Source organism: Nocardioides sediminis (genome assembly GCF_003047295.1).
Lineage (GTDB): Bacteria > Actinomycetota > Actinomycetes > Propionibacteriales > Nocardioidaceae > Nocardioides > Nocardioides sediminis.
Window position 1 is genome coordinate 810,674 of record NZ_PZYZ01000001.1, and the last position, 20,857, is coordinate 831,530.

15 protein-coding genes are annotated in these 20,857 nt (G+C 73.0%); 8 read left to right on the plus strand and 7 right to left on the minus strand.

Annotated elements, in window-relative coordinates; all coding sequences use genetic code 11:
* Positions 1–18 precede the first annotated feature (18 nt).
* Positions 19–1,050: an endonuclease/exonuclease/phosphatase family protein gene (locus DAI17_RS03935; protein ID WP_159081340.1), complete on the minus strand. Its 1,032-nt coding sequence runs from the start codon at positions 1,048–1,050 to the stop codon at positions 19–21.
* A 150-nt stretch (positions 1,051–1,200) separates the two neighbouring features.
* On the opposite strand from DAI17_RS03935, the gene DAI17_RS03940 reads away from it, so the two are divergent.
* Complete coding sequence (locus DAI17_RS03940) at positions 1,201–3,135, plus strand: TIGR03960 family B12-binding radical SAM protein (protein ID WP_234412220.1); 1,935 nt, start codon at positions 1,201–1,203, stop codon at positions 3,133–3,135.
* A gap of 147 nt (positions 3,136–3,282) precedes the next feature.
* Here DAI17_RS03940 and DAI17_RS03945 read toward each other — a convergent pair whose 3' ends face one another.
* Together DAI17_RS03945 and DAI17_RS03950 are read right to left on the minus strand one after the other, a co-directional pair.
* A complete protein-coding gene (locus DAI17_RS03945; RefSeq protein ID WP_107771535.1) occupies positions 3,283–3,585 on the minus strand; it encodes a GIY-YIG nuclease family protein in 303 nt (100 codons plus the stop codon).
* A gap of 157 nt (positions 3,586–3,742) precedes the next feature.
* The gene (locus tag DAI17_RS03950) at positions 3,743–4,888 is read right to left on the minus strand and encodes an alpha/beta hydrolase family protein (RefSeq protein ID WP_234412165.1); all 1,146 of its coding nucleotides are present in this window, start codon (positions 4,886–4,888) and stop codon (positions 3,743–3,745) included.
* Positions 4,889–4,949: 61 nt separating this feature from the next.
* Here DAI17_RS03950 and DAI17_RS03960 point away from each other — a divergent pair, with 61 nt between their 5' ends.
* A complete protein-coding gene (locus DAI17_RS03960) occupies positions 4,950–5,489 on the plus strand; it encodes a hypothetical protein (RefSeq protein ID WP_159081341.1) in 540 nt (179 codons plus the stop codon).
* Between the two features lie 10 nt (positions 5,490–5,499).
* Complete coding sequence (locus DAI17_RS03965) at positions 5,500–8,007, plus strand: rhamnan synthesis F family protein (protein ID WP_159081342.1); 2,508 nt, start codon at positions 5,500–5,502, stop codon at positions 8,005–8,007.
* Here the strand turns inward: DAI17_RS03965 and DAI17_RS03970 are convergent.
* From DAI17_RS03970 to DAI17_RS03980, 3 genes are read right to left on the minus strand one after another with little or no spacing between them, the layout of a single operon-like run.
* Entirely contained in the window at positions 7,994–10,549 is a 2,556-nt protein-coding gene (locus tag DAI17_RS03970; RefSeq protein ID WP_107771540.1) for a rhamnan synthesis F family protein, read from the minus strand. The two genes, DAI17_RS03965 and DAI17_RS03970, sit on opposite strands and share 14 nt — an antisense overlap.
* Positions 10,549–11,091: a hypothetical protein gene (locus DAI17_RS03975; protein ID WP_107771541.1), complete on the minus strand. Its 543-nt coding sequence runs from the start codon at positions 11,089–11,091 to the stop codon at positions 10,549–10,551. Before DAI17_RS03975 ends, DAI17_RS03970 begins: the two co-directional genes overlap by 1 nt.
* Positions 11,092–11,102: 11 nt before the next feature.
* Positions 11,103–13,163, minus strand: coding sequence for a DUF7657 domain-containing protein (locus tag DAI17_RS03980; RefSeq protein ID WP_159081343.1), 2,061 nt, complete (start codon positions 13,161–13,163; stop codon positions 11,103–11,105).
* Between the two features lie 114 nt (positions 13,164–13,277).
* Between DAI17_RS03980 and DAI17_RS03985 the strand changes: the two genes are divergently transcribed.
* Positions 13,278–14,276: a class I SAM-dependent methyltransferase gene (locus DAI17_RS03985; RefSeq protein ID WP_107771543.1), complete on the plus strand. Its 999-nt coding sequence runs from the start codon at positions 13,278–13,280 to the stop codon at positions 14,274–14,276.
* Between the two features lie 54 nt (positions 14,277–14,330).
* On the plus strand, positions 14,331–15,566 hold the full coding sequence (locus tag DAI17_RS03990) for a glycosyltransferase family 2 protein (protein WP_199904918.1): 1,236 nt from the start codon (positions 14,331–14,333) through the stop codon (positions 15,564–15,566).
* Positions 15,567–15,572: 6 nt separating this feature from the next.
* On the opposite strand, the gene DAI17_RS03995 is transcribed toward DAI17_RS03990, so the two are convergent.
* Positions 15,573–16,475 (minus strand): glycosyltransferase family 2 protein, encoded by a 903-nt coding sequence (locus tag DAI17_RS03995; protein ID WP_159081344.1) that lies wholly within the window; start codon positions 16,473–16,475, stop codon positions 15,573–15,575.
* Between the two features lie 55 nt (positions 16,476–16,530).
* On the opposite strand from DAI17_RS03995, the gene DAI17_RS04000 reads away from it, so the two are divergent.
* The 3 genes from DAI17_RS04000 to DAI17_RS04010 are packed head-to-tail and all read left to right on the plus strand — an operon-like array spanning position 16,531 to position 19,817.
* On the plus strand, positions 16,531–17,844 hold the full coding sequence (locus DAI17_RS04000; RefSeq protein ID WP_159081345.1) for a glycosyltransferase family 39 protein: 1,314 nt from the start codon (positions 16,531–16,533) through the stop codon (positions 17,842–17,844).
* A gap of 12 nt (positions 17,845–17,856) precedes the next feature.
* Entirely contained in the window at positions 17,857–19,041 is a 1,185-nt protein-coding gene (locus tag DAI17_RS04005) for a winged helix DNA-binding domain-containing protein (RefSeq protein WP_234412167.1), read from the plus strand.
* 59 nt (positions 19,042–19,100) lie between these two features.
* Positions 19,101–19,817: a TIGR03936 family radical SAM-associated protein gene (locus DAI17_RS04010; protein WP_107771772.1), complete on the plus strand. Its 717-nt coding sequence runs from the start codon at positions 19,101–19,103 to the stop codon at positions 19,815–19,817.
* Positions 19,818–20,857 lie beyond the last annotated feature (1,040 nt).

Below are 20,857 nucleotides of genomic sequence, written 5' to 3' on the forward strand. Positions count from 1 at the left end.
CGGGCTCCCCGCGGAGACTCAGCCCCGGCGGGTGCGGGTGGGGCAGTCGGTGGAGGCGGGGACGACGTAGTCGACGACCACTCGGGCGTGGTCCGAGACGGCCGACCGCAGTGCCTGGGCGCCCTGGGGCTCCAGCGTGGGGCTGGCCATCACGAAGTCGATGCGCGAGCCGTTGGGGCCGGTGCCCTCGGGACCCGAGCCCGCGACCGCCCAGGCGTCGACCAGCCGGGCGAGCAGGGGACCGAGGGTGGGGGTGTTGGCCGTGGCGTTCATGTCCCCGCCCAGGATGGTGGGCTGCTCCTCGCCGGCCAGGATCCCGGCGACGTGCCGGGCCTGGGCCTCGCGCAGGCCCACGATCTTGTTCTGGAGGTGGGTGTTGTAGACCCGCACCTCCTGTCCGCCGATGTCCAGGCCGGCCCACTGCAGGCCCCGCTGCTCGCCGCCGGCGCCGTTGGGGAGCGCGAAGCGGCCGGAGTCGAGGATCGGGAAGCGGGACAGGATCGCCGTGCCGTACTGACCGCGGCCCTGCACCACGTTGGGGCTGAAGGAGGCCTCCATGCCCAGCGCCTCGGCGAAGTAGGCGGCCTGGTCCACGCCGCCCGTGCGGCCGTGGAAGCGGTCGACCTCCTGGAGCAGCACGACGTCGGGGTCGAGCGAGCGGATCTCCGACGCCACGGTGGCGATGCCGCCGAAGGAGCGGTGGGTGTTGAACGAGAGCACCCGCACGTCGACCGACCCCTGGAGCTTGCGGCAGGCGATCGCCTCGATGCCCGGCGGGGGAGTCGGCACCTCCTCCGGGACGCTCCTGTCCCGCTTGCGGGACTTGCCCGGTCTGTCCGGCTTGCCGGCGCTGCCCGCGCGCTCGTCGGCGGACTGCTCGGCGGAGGGTCCCCGGGTCTCGACGGTGAGCGTCGGCCTCGGCGTCGCGCCGGGGTCGACAGCTGCGGGCAGGTCGTCGCCCCGACGCCGGTCGACGACGACGAGGGTGACCACCACGCCGAGCACGAGCACCACGAGCAGCGCGCGCACCAGCTGCTCCCGTCTCGTCACGTGGAGAAGTCTGCACGCACCCCGTTCCCTTTTCGCGCAGTGGTCTGCGCGGCGTACCCTTGTGGGCTGGTCCTTCCCCCACTGCGTGAGGTGTTCCCCAACGTGCCCGTCACCACGTCCGCGACCGCTCCGGCGTCGGTCTTCCCGCTCCTGGAGTCCCGGCTCCCGTCGGTGCAGAAGCCCATCCAGTACGTCGGCGGCGAGCTCAACTCCACGGTCAAGTCGTGGGACTGCGCCGCGGAGTCCGAGGCCGGGGGCGAGACGGTCCGCTGGGCCCTGATGTACCCCGACGCCTACGAGGTCGGCCTGCCCAACCAGGGCGTCCAGATCCTCTACGAGGTGCTCAACGAGCGCGACTGGATCGTCGCCGAGCGCACGTACGCCGTGTGGCCCGACATGGAGCGCGTCATGCGGGAGGACTCGATCCCGCAGTTCACCGTCGACAGTCACCGCCCGGTGCGCGCCTTCGACGTGCTCGGTCTCTCGTTCTCCACCGAGCTCGGCTACACCAACATGCTCAACGCCCTCGACCTCGCGGGCATCGCGCTGCACGCCGCCGACCGTGGCGACGACGAGCCGATCGTGCTGGCCGGCGGCCACGCGGCGTTCAACCCCGAGCCGATCGCCGACTTCATCGACGCCGCCGTCCTCGGCGACGGCGAGGAGGTCGTGCTCGCGATCTCCGAGGTCGTCCGCGAGTGGAAGGGCGAGGGCCGCCCCGGCGGTCGCGACGAGCTGCTGCGCCGCCTCGCGGTCAGTGGCGGCGTCTACGTCCCGAAGTTCTACGACGTCGCCTACGCCGCCGACGGCACCATCGAGGCCGTCGTTCCCAACAAGCCCGGCATCCCCTTCCGGGTCCGCAAGCACACGCTGATGGACCTCGACGCCTGGCCCTACCCGGCCAAGCCGCTGGTCCCGCTCGCCGAGACGGTCCACGAGCGCTTCAGCGTCGAGATCTTCCGCGGCTGCACCCGCGGCTGCCGCTTCTGCCAGGCCGGCATGATCACCCGGCCGGTGCGCGAGCGCTCCATCGAGACCATTGGCGACATGGTCGAGAACGGCATCCGCAAGTCCGGCTTCGAGGAGGTCGGCCTGCTGTCGCTCTCCAGCGCTGACCACACCGAGATCGGTGAGGTCGCCAAGGGCCTGGCCGACCGCTACGAGGGCTCCAACGTCTCGCTCTCGCTCCCGTCCACGCGAGTCGACGCCTTCAACATCACCCTGGCCAACGAGTTCTCCCGCAACGGGCGGCGCTCGGGCCTCACCTTCGCGCCCGAGGGCGGCTCCGAGCGGATGCGCAAGGTGATCAACAAGATGGTCACCGAGGAGGACCTGATCCGCACGGTCGCGGCGGCGTACTCCCACGGCTGGCGCCAGGTGAAGCTCTACTTCATGGTCGGGCTGCCCACCGAGACCGACGAGGACGTCCTCCAGGTCGCCGAGCTGGCCAAGAAGGTCATCGCCAAGGGCCGCGAGGTCGCCGGCCACAACGACATCCGCTGCACGGTCTCCATCGGCGGCTTCGTGCCCAAGCCGCACACGCCGTTCCAGTGGGCCGGCCAGCTCGACCACGAGACCACCGACGCCCGCCTCAAGAAGCTGCGCGACACCGTCCGCGAGGACAAGCGCTTCGGCCGCGCCATCGGCTTCCGCTACCACGACGGCAAGCCCGGCATCGTCGAGGGACTGCTCTCCCGCGGGGACCGCCGCGTCGGCCGGATCATCGAGGAGGTCTGGCGCGACGGCGGCCGCTTCGACGGCTGGAGCGAGCACTTCTCCTACGACCGCTGGATGGCCGCCACCGAGCGCGGCCTCGCCGGCACCGGCATCGACGTCGACTGGTACACCACCCGCGAGCGTGACTACGACGAGGTCCTGCCCTGGGACCACCTCGACTCGGGCCTCGACAAGGACTGGCTGTGGGCCGACTGGGAGGACGCGCTCGCCGCGGCCGACGGCGCCGACATCGAGGTCGAGGACTGCCGCTGGACGCCCTGCTACGACTGCGGCGTGTGCCCGGAGATGAACACCGAGATCCAGATCGGCCCCACCGGCCGCCAGCTGCTCCCCCTCAGCGTCGTCTGAGGTCCGGAGGGCGCCTGGGCGTGTTGTCCGGCGGGTCTGACTGTGGGTTCGGTGTCGTCTGGTGGCACCGAAGCCACACTCAACCGCGGTGGACCCGCTGGTTGAGCAGGCGCGCCAGCGCCGTGTCGAAACCAAGGGCGTCGATGGTCACCCGCCCGTGGCGCCTCGCCTGCGCCGGTACCTGAGGGCGAGCGCCGGCAGGTCGTCGTACCGCCCCTCGATGAGGGCGATGCGCTTGTCGCGGCGCCATCCCTGCACCTGCTTCTCGAACGCGCAGGCATCGTCGACCCTGGCGAACTGAGCGGCCCAGACGAGCCTGACGGGGAGTCGACGCCGGGTGTACGCCGCGCCCTCGCCGAGGTCGTGCTGGGACACCCGCCGTTCCAGGTCGACCGTGCTGCCGACGTAGTACGAGGCGTCGGCACACTCGAGGATGTAGGTCCAGGCCATCGGTCCATGGTCGAACCGCACGCTTGCTGGGCGCCAGTGGTCGTGCGGTGGTTGTGGACGACCTTGATTTCGACACGCTCCTCGCTGCGCTCGTCGCTGCTCAACCAGCGGCCGGATTCGCTGCGCTCGTCGCTGCACGGCAGGGGCGAACCCACACTCAACCGCGGCGGACGCCCAGCTGCTGGTCGAAGTAGCTGATGGTCCGGTCCATCGCGGCGAGGAAGGCGGGGCCGAAGGCGTGGCCGTCGTCGTACCAGGCGAGCGTGCTGTCGACCCCGGCCCGCTGCATCGCCCGCTGGGTCGCCAGCGCCCACCGCGGCGGGCAGGTGTCGTCGAAGCGGCCGTGGACCGCGAGCACCGGCTCGGTGATCTCGTCGAAGTAGGGCCGTGCGGACGCCGCCCGCCAGAAGTCCGGCCGCTGCTCGGGGAGTCCGTGGGCCCGCACGATCGCGTCGCGGCGGGAATCGCCGTCGGGACGGATGAACTGGTCGAAGTTCTCGCCCTCCAGCGACGACACCGACGCCCACAGGGAGGCGGCCTGCACGAGGCCGGGCTCGGCGACCAGCGCCTTCATCACGACGCCGCCGCCCATCGAGCGCCCCATCAGCGCCACCCGGTCGTCGTCGACCGGCACGTCACGTGCCGCGCGCAGGGCCTTGACCGCGGCGATCACGTCCGCGGAGTAGCCGAGCCGCAGGTCGCGGTCCGAGCGGGGGTCGTCGGTCGACTCGGCGTGCCCGCGGTAGTCGACGTGCAGCGCGACGTACCCGCGACTGGCGAACACTCCGCGCTCGCGGGTCATGCCCTGGCCGCGCACGTAGTACAGCGGGTCGATGTAGCCGTGCGCCAGCACCACCGCCGGGAAGGGGCCGCGTCCCGTCGGCACGTTGAGCACCCCGCTGATGGTGAAACGCCGAGGGCCGGTGCCGTCGCGCGTCGTGACGCGATAGGTCACGTCGTACGACGTGTACGCCGCCGTGCGCTCGCGCACCGCACCCAGCCGGAGCCGGTCGCCGTCGTGGTCGGCCGCTGACAGGGCGGCCATCGAGATCGGGTGCGGCGGCCGGGTGGGCTCTGCTGTGGGCGACTCGGCAGGCGAGTCCGAGGGGGACCCAGACGCCGACTCCGTGGGCGACGGCGACGCGGACTCCGAGTCGGCGGAGGAGTCCGACTCCGGCACCACGTCCGACGAGGCCGGGGAGGACTCCGGCTCCGCCGACCCGCCGGAGCACCCGGCCAGCGCGAGCACGACGACGAGGCCAGCGAGGGCCGCGGCGGGGCGGCGTACGAGCTCAAACGTCACGGCGGGCTCCTCGGCTCGGGACCTCCACGGTACGGGGGAGACGGAACGATAGGGTCGCGCCGTGACTGTGCAACGGCCCCAGCCCGACGTGTCGACGCTCGAGGCGGAGCTGGCCGACGCGCGGGCCGAGCTCGCCGAGCTGCGCGTCCTGCAGGAGGGGGTGGCCGAGCGCGAGGCCAAGCTGGTCGCCGCGCGGGACGCCGCGGAGCGGGCCGCCCGGTCCCTGTCCGAGGCGTTGGCCGAGCGCGTGCGCATCGACGCCGCCGGCCGGGGCCGCGGGGGCGTCCTGATGAAGTCCCGGCAGAAGCCGCCGACCCGCGACGAGGAGGCCCAGCTGGAGATGCTGCGCGGGTCCTCGATGTGGGACCCGGCGTGGTACCTGCGGACCTACCCCGACGTCGTCGAGCTGGGGGAGGACCCGGCGCTGCACTTCGTCCGTCACCCCTACTTCCCCGTGCGGCACCCGAGCGAGCGGTTCGACGTGCGGCAGTACCTCATCGACCACCCCGAGGCCGTCGAGCAGCGCATCAACCCCCTGGTGCACTTCCTGCTCACCGCCGAGTCGGTGGGGGCGGACTCCTACCCTCCCGGCCCGCGCTGACATGGAGGCCGTGCTCGAGGCGCGCCGGGGAGAGGTGTCCGACTTCCAGCGTCGCTGGTTCCGCTTCGTGCGCCGCTGGCGCGCCACCACGCGTCGCGACCTGGACGAGGCACGGGCGATGGTCGAGCAGGCGCTCGCCGAGGGACTCCCGGAGATCGGTGACGCCGACCCGCCGCCGCCACCCGACGCCGTCCAGGCTGCGTGCGCGCGGGCCGTCGTAGCGGCGAGCGGTTTCCTGGACAGCGACGAGTACACGGTCCGGCACCGCCTGCGGCGCGGCACCGACCCCGTCCGACACTTCGTCGACGAGGGCTGGCGCAGCCTGCGTGCGCCGAGCCTGCGGTTCGACCTGTGGACCTACTGGGTCGAGCACCTCGACCCCACCGACGACTCCGTCAACCCGCTGCTCCACTACCTCCTCCGCGGTCGACACGACGGCCTCGAGCCGCTGCCCGAACCGGCCCCGCCCAAGGCCCCGGCCCGTCTCGCGGGCACGCCCCGTCGGGCCGCGCTCTTCGCCGCGCACGACAAGGACGGGCTCGTCGACGACACGGTCGTCGCCTACCTCGCCGACCTGGCCCGCCACGCCGACGTCTTCTACCTCGCAGACGGGGTCCTCGACCCGGGCGAGCTCGCCCGGCTGGACGGCATCGCCGCGGGCGCTTGGAGCATCCCGCACGGCGCCTACGACTTCGGCTCGTTCTCCCTGCTTGCGCGGGACCTCGTCGGGTGGGAGCGGCTGGCCGACTACGACGAGGTCATCCTGGCCAACGACAGCTGCTACCTCCTGCGGCCGCTCGACGAGGTCTTCGCCCGCATGGACGCCCGTGCCTGCGACTGGTGGAGCCTCCAGGCGTCGTCGATGGAGCACGACGAGTCGTACTCCTCCGACGACGCGCCGATCCCGCTCGCCGAGGCGAAGCGACGCTTCACCGGCACGCGGCACTGGCAGGACGACCGCCACCTGCACCTGAGCTCGTACTTCGTGGTCTACCGCCGCCCGGTCCTCGACGACCCCGGCTTCCGCTGGCGTCTCGACACGGTCACCCGCCAGCGGGAGAAGCGCCTGGTCATCCACAAGTACGAGGTGGGGATCAGCCGCTACCTGATCGGCGCGGGCTTCGACTTCGACACGTTCCTGCCGGACCTGTGGGCGTTCCACCCGCTCTACGGCCGACACTTCTTCGAGATCGTGCAGCAAGGCTTCCCCTTGGTGAAGCGCAACTTCCTCGGCGAGAACCCGCGACACGTCCCCGGTCTCGAGCAGTGGGAGGAGCGTCTTCGACCATGGGTGCCCGAGGCGCCCTTCGCCGCCATGCGGGCCCACCTCGAGCGGGTGACGGAACCGGGCGTGCTGCGAGAGGCGTACGGCGCGCGGCTGGGCGACGACGGTCGTCGACACATCCCCCTGCGGGCGACGCAGGGCTACGGGTTGCGCCGTCTGGACCGGGAGACGCCCAGCTTCGGGCACTGGTGGGCATTCCCGGTCTCGCCCTCGGGACGTCTCGACCCCGGCCTGCGAGCTGTCCTGGAAGAGGTGCGCGAGGACCCGAGCCTGCACAAGGTGGTCCTCACACGCGGACGGCCGCTCGCCGATGTCGAGGCTCTCGCGGGCGAGCGCGTGACCGTGGTGCCCGTCGACACCCCCGACGGCCAGGCGGCGATGGTGCGATGCGGCCTGATGCTGACCGATGACGCCCCAATCCTGAGCTATCCCTTCTCGTTCCCGCGCTCCCGGCACAGGTTCGCCCACGTCGGCACCGGTGTCCCCGCACTGCCTCCGCCGCCGCGGCCGGACGCGGACTGGTCGAAGCTCGACGCGATGGCCGTGTCCTCGCCGGGGGAGGCCCTGGTCAGGGCCGCACTGGTCCGCGACCTCCCGTTGGGGCGCTTCTGGCCGACCGGGCTGCCGCGCCACGACCACCTCGTGATCGCCTCGGAGGATCTTCCTCGCGACCTGCAGGCGGCCGAGCACCGTCTTCGCCAGTCGTTGGCCGGTCGTCCCCTGGTGGTGTGGTGGGCGAACGGCGCCGTGCGGGCGCTCCCGATGCGGCTCGCCGAGTGGGCAGAGGAGCACGACGTCGTCGTCGGCGTCCGTGAGCCGCGCGTGGACCGGCCCGACGGGTGGACACGGGCGCTGCTCGACGCCGGGCTGCCGTGCGTGCTGTCGCTCTCCGACCGCACCCTGGCTTCTCCGGTGCCCGTGCTGCGCGTGGCCTCGGCGGTGGTGACCGACGGCGGTGACCCGCTCGCCCTGGACGCCCTGGTGACCGGGGTCCCGGTGCTGCGGGTGACAGGCCACGACGTCGGCGCACACGTGGAGGCCGCGCTCCCCGACGAGGGCTGGCTCCGGCCGATCCCGGTCGCCGACGCCGACGGCCTTCTCGAGGCGCTCACGAACCTGGCCGGGACCGGTTTCCCGCGCTCTGCGATCTCGACGCCGTCCCAGGCTGCGCCGCTCGACGGTGCCGCCGCTCGCAGGTTCGTCCACGGCCTGCGTCGCCTCACCCGGCGCTGAGCCCGGCGTCCTCCCGCAACCACTCGTCCCAGGGGAGATAGGTCCTCTTGAGACGGTCGACCAGCCGGGCGGCAGCGGCGCCGTCGGAACGGCTGTGCAGCGACCGACCCCACGCGAGCCGGTCGTCGTCGACCTCTCCGGACAGGGCTGACTCGATCGCCGCCAGCAGCTCGGAGGTGCCGGCCGCGACCTCGAACGGGAAGCCCGTGGCCGTCGCTGCGGCGGTGGCCACGGCGGGGCGGCCCGTGGTCGCGAAGTCGGCCAGGTCGGCCGTGGCCCCGGAGACGAGCACGTCGGTCAGGCGCCACACCATCTCGACGACGGGCGGCACGCGTAGTCCGACGCGGCTCTCCAGCCACCTCTCGTCCAGCAGGTCCAGCAGGGGCGCGGGTACGCGGGGCCTGGATCCGTCCGTCGCGAGCACCGCGACCGCGACCTCGTCTCGGTGGTCCTGCGCCCACGCGGCGAGCGCGGGGAGGTCGACCCCGCCACTCCGGTCCGGTGAGACCAGCACCAGCCGGCGTCCGGCCACCAGGTCGCGGAGCGCGCTCAGGTCCTTGCGCAGCTCCGGGGAGAGCGCGGGCTCGGGTCGCACCAGGAGGTCGATGCGAGGCGAGCCGTCGTTCCACAGGCCATCGGCCTCCAGGTCGGGGAAGTGGGCCAGCGCGGCGTCGGTGGCGGCGTCCGACGCGGTGAGCGCGGCACGGACCAGCCGTGCATCGAACCGGGCGTCCGGCAGGGGGCGGTCACCGTTCGCCCCGTGCCCGCCCAGCGCCACGACGGCGGGAGGCAGGCCGGTGGTCCGGCCGAGGTCCACGAACCTGTGGTGACGACGTCCCAGGGGATGGTTGACGTCGGCCCGGGGGCTGACGGTGCAGAAGATGGTCCCGGCCCGCAGGCCGTACATCTGCCCCGCGGTGCTCTCGCCGGGCACGATGGCCACGTTCTCCCCGCCGACCTTGAGGCCACGCGAGCCGAGCAGCACGATCTTCTTGATCGTCGGGTCGTCCCGGACCTCCTCGAACACCGCGCGCACGGCCCCGGACAGGACGCCCGTGCGGGGATCGACCGGGAAGATCCACCAGTGCTGGTGCTTGGGCACCCACTTGTCCTCGTCCGCGAACTCCGCGGGCCCGACGTGCCCCGGGGGCTGGACCGTGCCGTCGCGGCGGGTCCGGAAGCCGAAGCTCCGCACCAGGCTCCACGGCGGCGCCGTGCGGCGCAGGCACCGGTCCATGGCCTCCACGTCGGCCGCCGGCGCGACGGCGAGCACGCGCTCCTTCCAGCGGTGCAGGTCGGGCGTCTCGAACGGGTTCTCGGTGATCAGCTGGCGCTTCAGCAGCGGAAAGCCCTCGGCCATCAGGTCGAACGCGGACGCCCGGTAGACGGGGTGGTAGGCGAGGATCCCGTCGACGTACGTCGCCAGCGTGAACCCGGCCAGGAGCAGCAGCCGCGAGAAGCCGATCTCGTACTTGAGGATGATCGTGACCTTCTCCGACTGCGCAGCCACCTCGTCGAGGCGTCTGCGGAAGCGGGGGTCGGTGTGGACCCGGCGGCGATAGCTCAGGAAGTAGGACCCGACGTGCAGGAAGTCGGAGTATCGCCACAGCGAGAGCCGCCGCATCTGCTCGCCGACCTCGTCGAGGCCGAGCCGGCGGCCCAGGCGGTCGAACGCACGGTCGTCGAAGTCGTCGTAGGTCGCCTGCAGGCCCCACCAGTCGCAGGTGGTGGCGTCCATCTTCGCGAACACCTGGTCGAGCGGCTGCACCAGGAAGCACGAGTCGTTGGCCAGCATCAGCTCGTCGTACGTGTCGATGACGTCCCAGCCGACGAGGTCCTTGGCGAGCATGGAGTAGGAGCCGAAGTCGTAGCGGCCGTGCCGGATCGCCCAGGCGCCCTTCGTGCAGTGCGCGACCTTGTCCAGCTCGCCGGGCGACAGCTCGCAGTCGGCCAGGTAGTAGACGTCGGCGAACCGGCTCAGGTCGGTCAGGTAGGTGACCACCGTGTCGTCGATGATCCCGTCGCCGTCGTAGGCCGCGAAGAGGCAGATGCGACGCGGTGCGTAGCCGGGGCCGGGCGGCTCGGGCGGCGGCAACGTCTCCAGCCGGGGCAACGTGGTGAGTCCGGCGCGACGGCCCTCGACCGCGAAGTGCACGACGGGATTGACGTCCTCGCGCGTCGGGTCCAGGTGCTCGCACCAGTAGTGCCACATGTCGAACTCCGCGTTGGGGTGCCTCAGCTCCTTCCACCCGCGCGTCACGAAGTGCTCGAGCTCCTCCTGGTGGCCGCACAGCTCCCACGGCAGGTCGGGGTTGTGCAGGAGGTAGCCGAGGTCGTCGAACAGTCCGGCAGCGCGGATGACCGCGCCGGCCGGTGCAGCCTTCTCGGACGTGGTCGGGTCGAAGCTCGCCGACGGAACGCCCGGGGGCAGCCCGGTGTCGACCGCCTCCGCGACGAGTCGGGCGCGTTCGCCCTCCTCCGCCACGAGGAACCGTTCGCAGAAGGCCAACCAGCGGTTCCTGAACTCAGCGAGGTCGAGCATCAGTCGTCGGCCTCGTCGACCTGGACGAGGCCGTCATCGAGGAGCCCGTGCCGCGTCGCGTGCAGGAGGGCGGGCAGTCCGCTGTCGCCCGCCTCGGGGTGCCGGCGCAGGTAGCGCGCGGTGCTGAAGTCCTCGCCCGGGTCGAGCCGACGCTCGTTGGCGTGACGGACGTGGTGCAGCGCGGGCGCGAGCCGCTGCCCGGCGATGGCGGCCTGGTGCTGGCGCAGGTACCAGCCGGCGTCGAAGTGCGGGCTGGCCTCGACCTCGCGCACGAGGTCCGCCTCCGGGTCGCGTCGGCGCAGGCGTCCGCGGCCGGTCTCGACCGCGCGCCAGTAGGAGCTGGAGAGCTCGGCAGCCAGGGCCGCGGCGAGGGACTCGGACTGCTCGCGCAGGCGTGCCCGCTGACGTCGTACACGCTGCAGCGCCTCGGCCTGGTGCTCCAGCTCCCCCTGCACCCACTTGGTCTCGCGGCGCGCGCGGAGCAGCTCGGACTCGAGCAGGGCGATGCGGTCGACCGCGGTCGACCCGACTTCCTCGGACATGCGTCCAGACACTAGCGCCGCCCGGTCCGCTGCCGGTCGTCCGCGTCCCGGCCCTCGCCCGCCCGGACGGCGTAGAGGTAGTGCACCTGTCCGGACCAGCGGAGCTCGCGCTCGAGCTCCAGGCAGCCTCCGCGGTGGCGGGCGCTCGTGACGATCCAGCCGAGGCGGAGCGAGTCCGGGAACTCGCACGGGTGGACCTGCACCTGGATCACGTCGGGGAAGGGCGAGACGACGACGGGTGCGGGGGCGCGCTCCGGGGGGAACGCCACCGTGAGGTAGCTCGCCCCGCGGTTCCAGGCGCCCTCGTACTGGCCGGTCGGATCGAGCTTGCGCCACTGTCCCTCGTTGGGCCCGCTGATCTGCCAGCCGGTGATCATCGGCGCACCGTTGGCGACGAAGAGCGCGGAGGTCGTCGTCGTGTCGGTGGCGATGAACTTGCCGGCGGCCCGGGCCCTGTCGCCGACCTCGGCGGCGAGCACGGCGGACTCGCTGTCCCGCATGTCGCCGAGACCGATCAGGACGGGGTTGACGCGGACGACGGGGTAGAGCAGGACGAGGCAGGCGAGAGCCACGGGCAGTCCGCGCGGGTGCACGGTGAGCAGCCACACGAGGGCCGCCACGGTGACGGTGGCGACGACGACCGCCAGCGTCGGCAGCGACGGCATGATCCCCTGGAGGTCACGCAGGCCGTAGAGCGTCACGCCGGCGCAGATCGCGGCCGGCACGAGCGCGATGATGCGGCCCTGGCGCGGCGCCCGCGCGAGGGCGACGGCGAGCAGCATGGCCGACCCGAACCCGACGGACTGGGCCGCGCGCCCCGGCGGTACGAGGTTGACCCCGGGGATGTGGGCCCCCAGCGACCCCCACGAGATGGTGCACCACAGCGCCCAGAAGCCGGTGGTGAGAGCGAGCCCCCAGCAGGCGGCACGCATGCTCGGGGTCGCGCCGGGCAGGCCGCGGCGCAGCAGCCACAGCGCCCAGAGGCCGCACAGGGTGTAGGCCGAGGTGATCTCGGGCTGGTTGAGGACCGACGGGAGCGCGCCGTCCTGCAGCTGGTAGAGCCCGGGCGTGCCGAACAGCGCCCACGCCTCGGCGACCACGCCGGTCTCGCGACGCTGGCCGGGGTAGAGGGTGTTGAGGGTCGCCTCCACGGCGGGCCAGTTCTGCCAGAAGGCCGCGCCCAGTGTCGCCACCCCGGCCGCGGCCCCGGTGCCGAGCACGACGAGCGCCGCACGACGCGGCGCCTCGCGCACGAGGAAGAGGCCGGTCGCGACCACGAGCGGAGTGCCGATGGTGATGTACCACGGCACGTAGCACGTGCCGAAGCGCGCGAGCAGGACGCCGCCGGCCGCCGCGAGGCCCAGGGCGCCCGTGCGCCGCAGTGCGGTCCGTCCCTTGTCCGCGGCGCGCAGCCACTGCTCGTGGGCCAGCAGCAGGAACAGGCAGCCGGCGCTCGCGTGGGAGATCAGCCGGACCGGGGTCAGCGACCACCAGAGCGTGACCGGAGCGAGCACGGTCAGCGCGAACGCGAGCCAGGCCGTCGGTGTGCTCGCCCCGAACCGGCGGAGCAGTGGCGGGAGCGTCAGCGCCAGCAGGAGCAGGGAGAAGTTGCGCACGGCCGAGAACAGCTGTTCGTCGGGCAGCACCGGTCCGAGTCGCAGGAGGTTGTACTCCGCGAACAGCAGGGACTCGGCCAGCTGGCCCGAGGAGAGCTGGAAGGTGATGTCGGGCCCACGGGCGAGCAGTGAGTGCGTCGAGTGGCCGGTCGCGAGGACGGCCAGCTCCTGCGAGGACTGGGTGAGGTACTCGTCGGACCGGATCTCCCTCGCCTGGCCCCACTGCGTGCCGAGCGGGTCGGCCGGGTCCTCACGCAGCCCGCTGATCCCGAGGGACGAGAGGGTGGCGCCGCTGAGCACGACCACGACGTAGACCACGAGGGGGATCGCGATCCCCAGGATCGCCGCCCAGCGTCGCGGGGGTCGCCCGCGGTCCGGTTCACCGACCGGCTCGTCGACCTCGTGTGCGTCGACCTCGACCATGTGCTCGTGCCCCCGTGCCGCCTGCGGACTCAAAGGTCGAAGTCTAGGGACCGGAGCACGGCCACCGGCCGGGGGGCGGGTGCCCCTAGACTCCCGGTGCCCGAGGGGCCCCGGTCCCTGCCGCTCCACCCGTCCGTCGGAGGCCACATGCCGCTGCAGCCCACCTGTCCGTTCTGCGACGGGGCGCGCGCAGAGGAGACGCTGCGGGTCACCGAGATGATGTACGGCACCGGCGAGACGTTCACCTACGTCCCCTGTGCGACGTGCGGCACCGTCTGGCTCCCCGACGTCCCCGACGACCTGGGCCCGTACTACCCGGGTGACTACTACTCCGTCGACCTCGATCCCGAGCGCGTGCTGGGACGTCCCGGGGTGCGTCAGCTCGCCTCCACGGTCGCCCGGTCCGTGCTGTTCGGGTCGGGCCGGGTCGCGGCGACGGCACGGCGCGTCGTGCGGATGCGGCAGTTCCACAGCTACGTCACGGTGCTCGAGGGCATCGCCGTCGCCGGCATGCCTCGAGGCCGGTCGACACGGGTGCTGGACGTCGGGTGCGGATCGGGCCTGATGGTCTACGCCCTCGCGCTGGCCGGCGTGCGGGAGCCGGTGGGCATCGACCCGTTCGCCCCGACCGACCGCGTCTTCGACAACGGTGCTCGGGTGCTGCGTCGCGAGCTCGCGGACGTCGAGGGCACCTTCGACCTGGTGATGTTCCACCACAGTCTCGAGCATGTCCCGGACCCCGCCGCGAGCCTGTCCCTCGCGCTCGACAAGCTGGCGCCCGGCGGTCGGATCCTGACCCGGATGCCCACCGTGTCGGGCGAGGCCTACGAGCTCTACGGCACCGACTACTACGGGCTCGACGCGCCACGCCACCTCGCCGTCCCCTCGCGCGCCGGCGTCGAGGCCGTCGCCGACCGGGTCGGCCTGAGGGTGGTGTCGGTCCGCGACGACTCGTTCTCGGCGCAGTTCTGGGCGAGCGAGCAGGTGCGCCGCGGCGTACCCCTCATGTCCCCCCACTCCCACATGGTCGACGAGAAGGCCTCGGTGTTCAGCCCCGCCGAGATCACGGCGTGGGCCGAACGCGCCACCCAGCTCAACGCGACCTCGCGCGGCGACCAGGCCGCCTGGGTGCTCGAGCGAGCCTGACCCCGGAGGGGCGCCGAGTCCCACTCCCCGGCCCGCGTCTCCTATCCTCCTCGGGTGTCTGCCAGCGCTTCGACCTCCGAACTGACCGACGGCTCGCCCGAGGAGGCCGCTCCGATCGAGCTCTCGATCGTGATGCCGTGCCTCAACGAGGCCGAGACGCTGGCGACGTGCATCCGTCACGCACGCACGTTCCTCGAGACGTCCGGCGTCGTCGGCGAGGTGATCATCGCCGACAACGGGTCCACCGACGGGTCCCAGCAGATCGCCGAGGAGGAGGGCGCCCGTGTCGTCCACGTGGCGGAGAAGGGGTACGGCGCCGCGCTGATCGGCGGCATCGCCGCGGCCCGCGGGACCTACGTCGCGATGGGTGACGCCGACGACAGCTACGACTTCGAGGGCCTGGGCCCGTACGTGGACGAGCTGCGCAAGGGCGCCGACCTCGTGATGGGCAACCGGTTCCGGGGCGGGATCGAGCCCGGTGCCATGCCGCCGCTGCACAGGTACCTCGGCAACCCGGTGCTCTCGATGGTCGGCCGGGTCTTCTTCAACGCCCCGGTCAAGGACTTCCACTGCGGCCTGCGCGCCTTCCGTCGCGACTCCATCACGGCGCTCGGCCTGCGGACGACCGGCATGGAGTTCGCCAGCGAGATGGTGGTGAAGGCGTCGCTGACCGGCCTCGACATCGTCGAGGTGCCGACGACGCTCCGCAAGGACGGCCGCAGCCGCCCGCCGCACCTGCGCAGCTGGCGGGACGGGTGGCGGCACCTCCGCTTCCTCATGCTCTACAGCCCGCGCTGGGTGTTCTTCTACCCCGGGCTCGTGCTCGCCGTCCTCGGCCTCGTCGCGACCGCCGTGCTGCTGGCCGGCCCGGTCTTCATCGGGGACTTCGGTCTCGACGTCGGCACGATGATCTACTCGGCGGCCGTCGCCGTCGTCGGCTACCAGGCCGTGCTCTTCTTCCTGCTGTCCAAGGTCTACGCCCTGCACGAGGGCTTCCTGCCGGCCAGCGCGCGCTTCCGGGCGCTGGAGGGCCGGCTGAACCTCGAGAACATCATCGTCGCCGGGGTCGTCGTCTTCGTGCTCGGGCTCGTGTGGCTCGTCGTCTCGTTCGTCTGGTGGGGCGACTCGGACTTCGGTCCGCTCGACCCGACCGACAGCGTCCGACGCGTGCTCCCGGCCGCGCTGAGCCTGATCATCGGCGCGCAGACGATCATGGCCGGCGTGTTCCTGTCGCTGCTCCGGATCCGGGTCGTCCACCCGGAGCCCGAGGTCACGACCAGCGAGTCCTGACGGTCCTCAGCGGCGCCGCAGGTCGCCGCGGAGCACCGTCCACTTCGCCCGTGCCGCGGCCCGGTGGCCGCGCACGAGGTCCAGGGCGGTCAGCACGGCCAGGTGCCCCCGGACCGTGGTGCGACGGCGGGCCGACCGGGCCGACGCGCTCCAGCCGAGGGCGGCCAGCTGCTCCTCCCGGCGTCGGAGGAACGCGATCTCCTCGACGAAGCGGGACGCGTCCTCGGTCTGCAGCGAGGTCTCGCTGCCGCCGTGGCGGCGGTACTCCAGCAGCGGTGTGCGGACGGCAGCGAGCCGACCACCCTCCATCAGCAGCCGGGTGGTGAGCTCCCAGTCGGGCACGAACCTCAGCGACGCGTCGAACGGCGCCTCGCCCACCAGGTCCCGGCGCAGGCACATGGTGGGGCAGACGATGTAGTTGCCGGCCAGCAGCCCGGCCAGGTCGGCGTCCCCGGACAGCACGTGGTCCTCCCGACGGCGGGGGAGCAGTCCCTTCGCGACGTCGGCGAGCGTGCGCGTGGGCCGACCGTCGCCGTCGATGTTCACCGCGTCGGTGAAGACGACCGCCGCGTCGGGTTCCCGATCGGCCGCGGCGAGCACGTGTGCGGCGTACTCCGGGAGCAACCGGTCGTCGCCGTGGAGGACGGTGACGTACGGCGTCGTCGCGAGCCGCACGCACTCGTTCCAGTTGCCCGCGAGGCCGAGGTTGCGCTCGTTGCGGACGTAGTCGATCCGCGGGTCGTCGAAGTCTGCGACCAGCTCGTCGGCGGGTTCGGGCCCCCGGTCGTCGACCACGAGGAGCCGCCAGTCCTGCTCGGTCTGCGCCAGCACGCTCCGGATCGCCTCGGCGAGGTAGTCACGACCGCGGTAGTACGGGATCGCGAAGGTCAGGCGGGGAGTGCCGGGCATGGGCGGCACGCTAGCCAATACCGGGAGCGGGGCCGGCCTACGGGATACTGCGCCGGTGTCGTCAACCGCCTGGAGCCGTGTGCAGCGCCGGTCCACCGAGCTGCGCGGCTGGCAGCGGCAGGCGCTGCTGCTGCTCGCGTTCGTGCTCCTCGCCGCCCCGTTGGTCGGGTTCCGCGCCGTCAACGACCGGCCGCTGAGCATCTACGACGAGTGGCAGTACGCCGATCGCGTCCACGCCGTCACCGAGGGCAACGTCGTGATGAACGACGGTGAGGACGTCTCGCGGTGGGGCGAGCTCGCGCGCGCCTGTCGTGGCGTGGAGCGGATCATGCCGCCCACGGGGTGCCGCCTCCAGCCGATCGCCGACACGCCCACCCCCAACTACGCCGCCAGCGACCCGGCGCCCTACTTCGTCGCGACCGGGCTCGGCGCGTTCGTGCTGCTCGAGACCGGGCTGGTCGACAACCCGGTCAACGCCGGCCGGCTCGTCGGCATCCTCTGGGCCGGGCTGAGCATGTGGACCCTGTGGCTGCTCGCCCGCGCCGTCGGCGCCGGACGTCCCGCCGCGGCGGTCGCGGCCGGCACCGTGCTGCTCGTGCCGGCTTTCCTCCAGCAGTACATCCACATCACCCCGCACGCCCTCGACATCCCGGTCGGCGCCTTCACCGTGCTGGCGGCCCTGCGCTACCTGCGCAGGGAGTGGCCCGTGTGGGTGCTGCCGCTCGCTGCGCTGAGCGTCGTGGGGGTCAAGGGGTCCAACATCGTGGTCGCCGTGGCCGTGGGGATCGCGCTGCTGGCGGTCCTGGTCTGGCCGTCGTCGGAACGGGAGGAACGGATCCGCGCCCTCGTCGCCGGGGTCGTGCTGACCGTCTGCACGCTCGCGTTGTTCCTCGCCCACCAGGCGTGGCTCTCGGCCACCCGGGTCGCCGACTACGACCCGCCGGGCAACTACGTCGTCGAGTCGCTCGACCCACGGGCGGTCACGGTCGACAGCGTGAAGTTCCTCACCAGCTGGGGCGAGGGCGTGCTCACGGCGCCCGCGGCATGGCTGGTGCTGGCCATGGGCGGCACCGCGATGGCGGCGTGGGCCGGCCTCGTGCCCGGCCTGCCGTCCTACGTCCGGCAGCTCGCGCCCGGCTACCTGCTCGGCGCAGCCGTCGGCGCTGTCGTGCTGGACGTCATGGTCTTCGCGACCACCGACCAGTACTTCGCGATGCACTTCCGCTACGGGCTGGCCGTCTTCCCGCTGGGTGTGGCCTTCGCCGCGCTCCTGCTGCGGACCCGCACGGCGATCGTCCTCGCGGTGGCCGGGCTCGCGCTGTACGCCGCCCTGCCGGCGATCCTCGGCCTCGACACCGTGGCCATCTGAGCCGGATTCGTCGTGAGCAGCCCGGTCCGCCTCGTCCCCGACGCCGAGCGTCGCGCCCGTATGGCCCGCCGGCACGGGATCGCCCCGCAGCACCGGCTGGCCGACCCGGTCGCGGCGACCCGGGCGATGACCGTCCTGCACTCGACGGAGCCGCCCACGCCGTACCTGTCGATCCATGCCCGGGTCGACACGGTGACCCGCGACGACGTCGACCAGGCGCTGTACGTCGACCGGTCGCTGGTCAAGCAGCTGGCGATGCGGCGCACCCTGTTCGTCTTCCCCCGCGACCTGCTCCCGGCGGCGTGGGGGAGCGCCTCCGAGAGGGTCGCCGGCATCGAGCGACGCCGGATCGCCAAGGACGTCGAGAAGGCCGGCATCGCCGCCGACGGCGACGCCTGGCTCGACGACGCGCGTGCCCGCGTACTCGCCCACCTGGCGACGCACCCCGAGGGTGTCGCGGCGGCCGACGTCCGGGCGCTGCTCCCCGAGCTCGAGACGGCCGTCGCCGTCTCCGCCGGGTCGACGTGGAACCACACCCGGCTGCTCACCCACCTCGGCTTGACCGCCGACCTGGTGCGCGGCCGCAACGGCGGTCACTGGCGGATCTCGCGCCCGGTGTGGGTGTCGATGGCGCGGTGGCTGGGGGAGCAGCCGGTCCCGCTGCCCGCCGACGAGGGCTGGGCGGAGCTCGTCGCGCGCTGGCTGCGGACCTTCGGGCCCGGCACCGAGACCGACGTCGTGTGGTGGCTGGGCGCGACCAAGGGCGTCGTACGCCGCGCGCTCGCCGACCTCGGCGCCGTGCCGGTCGCCGTCGAGTCCGGCGACACCGGCTGGTTGCTCCCGGACGACCTCGACCCGGAGCCCGCGGTCGAGCCGTGGGCCGCGCTGCTCCCGGTGCTCGACCCCACCCTGATGGGCTGGAAGCAGCGTGACTGGTACCTCGACCCCGGCCACGTGCCCCACCTCTTCGACGTCAACGGCAACGGCGGCACCACGGCGTGGTGGGACGGCCGGGTCGTCGGCTGCTGGGTCCAGGACGACGCCGCCGCCGTGCGCGTGGTGCTCCGCGAGGACCCGGGTGCCGACGCCCGCGCTGCCCTCGAGGTGGAGGCGGAGCGCCTGACCGCGTGGCTGGACGGGGAGGCGGTCAACAGCGTCTACGCGTCGCGGCAGATGCGTGAGGCGCGGCTGACCTGAGGACGCCGGTCCTCGCGCTTTGCCGCCCCGGTGCCGGGCGCGGATAGCCTGTGCCCGCCATGCCACGCCAGGACCCCCCGCAGCAGCCGCCCCCCGTCCAGCGCCTCCGGGTGCGCTACGCCAAGCGCGGCCGCCTGCGCTTCACGAGCCACCGCGACTTCAGCCGCGCCTTCGAGCGCGCGGTCTTCCGCGCGCGCATCCCGATGGCCTACTCGTCAGGGTTCAACCCCCACCCGCGCATCTCCTACGCGGGCGCCGCGCCGACCGGCTCGGCGAGCGAGGCGGAGTACCTCGAGATCGCCCTCGCCCAGGTGCTGGTCCCGGCCCAGGTGCACGCCGCGCTCGACGAGGCGCTCCCCGAGGGCCTCGACGTGATCGAGGTCGTCGAGTCGCCGGGCGGCTCGCTCGCCGACCGCCTCGAGGCCAGCCGGTGGCGCATCGACGTCGAGGGCTCGCCCGAGGTCGTGGGGGCCGGGGTGGCCGCCTTCCTGGCCGCCGAGGAGGTCCTCGTCGAGCGGATGACCAAGAAGGGCCTGCGCGAGTTCGACGCGCGCGGGGCCGTGGTCAGCCTCGCGGTCACGCCCTCGGGGTACGACGACCGCTCGGCGCTCGACGTGGTGCTGCGGCACGGCGTGCCGGCCGTGCGGCCCGACGACGTGCTCACCGCTCTGGTGTCGGTCTCCGACGTGCAGCCCGGCCCGGCCCCGCTGATGACCCGCCTCGCCCAGGGGCCCCTGGCGGAGGACGGCACGATCGGGGACCCCTTCGTCGCCTGACCACGCGCCGTTCACGGTGCCGGGGATCGACGACCCGTGTGCGATACTCGCCACGTCCGGCACGGGGTGGTCCGCCACCCCACGCCGGGCCGACGACGTTCTCGCCGTACCGATCCAGGTCGGCACACCGGTTGGGAGTCGTCACCAGACCGCGACGCGGCCTGTGGGTCGGTGACAGCGACCCGCGCAGGGAAGGACCCCGGTCCCTCCCGGGTCCCGGCGACCGCGGCAGGTGACGGCACGCACCCGGTGACGCACACGCGGAGGGTGTCGCCGCCACACGAAGGCTTTGCGCCCCGACGCCACCACGGCCTCGCGGCGCCGACACGGCCCCGGACCTCGAGCCGGGTGCCGGCGAGGAGAGCGACATGCTCGACGACAACCCCAACGACAACCCCAACGACAGCACCACCGCCGACAGCACCGGGGCGGAGGCGAGCGGGGACACCGCCGCGCCGCCGACGGTCACCCGGACCACCCGCAAGACTGCGGCACGCAAGACCACCACGCCGCGCACCCGCAAGACGGCGGCTCCCGCCGCTGCCCCCGAGGGCGGTGACGCTCCGGAGGCCACTCCCGAGGCACCCGAGGCCCCGGTGGTGAAGAAGACCACCCGCACCCGTACGCCGCGCAAGACGGCAGCCGCCGTCTCCGCGCCGGCCGCGGACGCCGCCACCGACGCAGCGGCGGAGGCCACCGCCGATCCGGCGGCCGAGGCTCCCGCGCCGGCCAAGAAGACCGCGGCGCGCAAGACGACCCGCACCCGCAAGAGCGCCGCCCCGGCCATCGAGTCGGCTCCCGCCGACGAGGCTCCCGCGGAGGCGCCGGCCGGCGACGCGTCGACGGACGCACCCGCGCCCGCCAAGAAGACGGCGGCCCGCAAGTCGACCACCCGCAAGACGGCCGCCAAGAAGACCTCGGCACCCGTCGAGGACGCCACCGGCGCGGCGGCCCAGGAGACGGGCGCTGCGGAGCAGGCCGAGCCCGCCGCCCCGGCGAAGAAGGCCGCCCGCAAGTCCACGTCCCGCTCCGGCGCCAAG

Coding starts and splice junctions, on each gene's coding strand:
- DAI17_RS03945 (WP_107771535.1), bottom strand. CDS start 3,585: ATGGCCTGGACCTACATCCTCGAGTGTGCCGACGCCTCGTACTACGTC.
- DAI17_RS03970 (WP_107771540.1), bottom strand. CDS start 10,549: ATGCTCGACCTCGCTGAGTTCAGGAACCGCTGGTTGGCCTTCTGCGAA.
- DAI17_RS03975 (WP_107771541.1), bottom strand. CDS start 11,091: ATGTCCGAGGAAGTCGGGTCGACCGCGGTCGACCGCATCGCCCTGCTC.
- DAI17_RS03985 (WP_107771543.1), top strand. CDS start 13,278: ATGCCGCTGCAGCCCACCTGTCCGTTCTGCGACGGGGCGCGCGCAGAG.
- DAI17_RS03995 (WP_159081344.1), bottom strand. CDS start 16,475: ATGCCCGGCACTCCCCGCCTGACCTTCGCGATCCCGTACTACCGCGGT.
- DAI17_RS04010 (WP_107771772.1), top strand. CDS start 19,101: ATGCCACGCCAGGACCCCCCGCAGCAGCCGCCCCCCGTCCAGCGCCTC.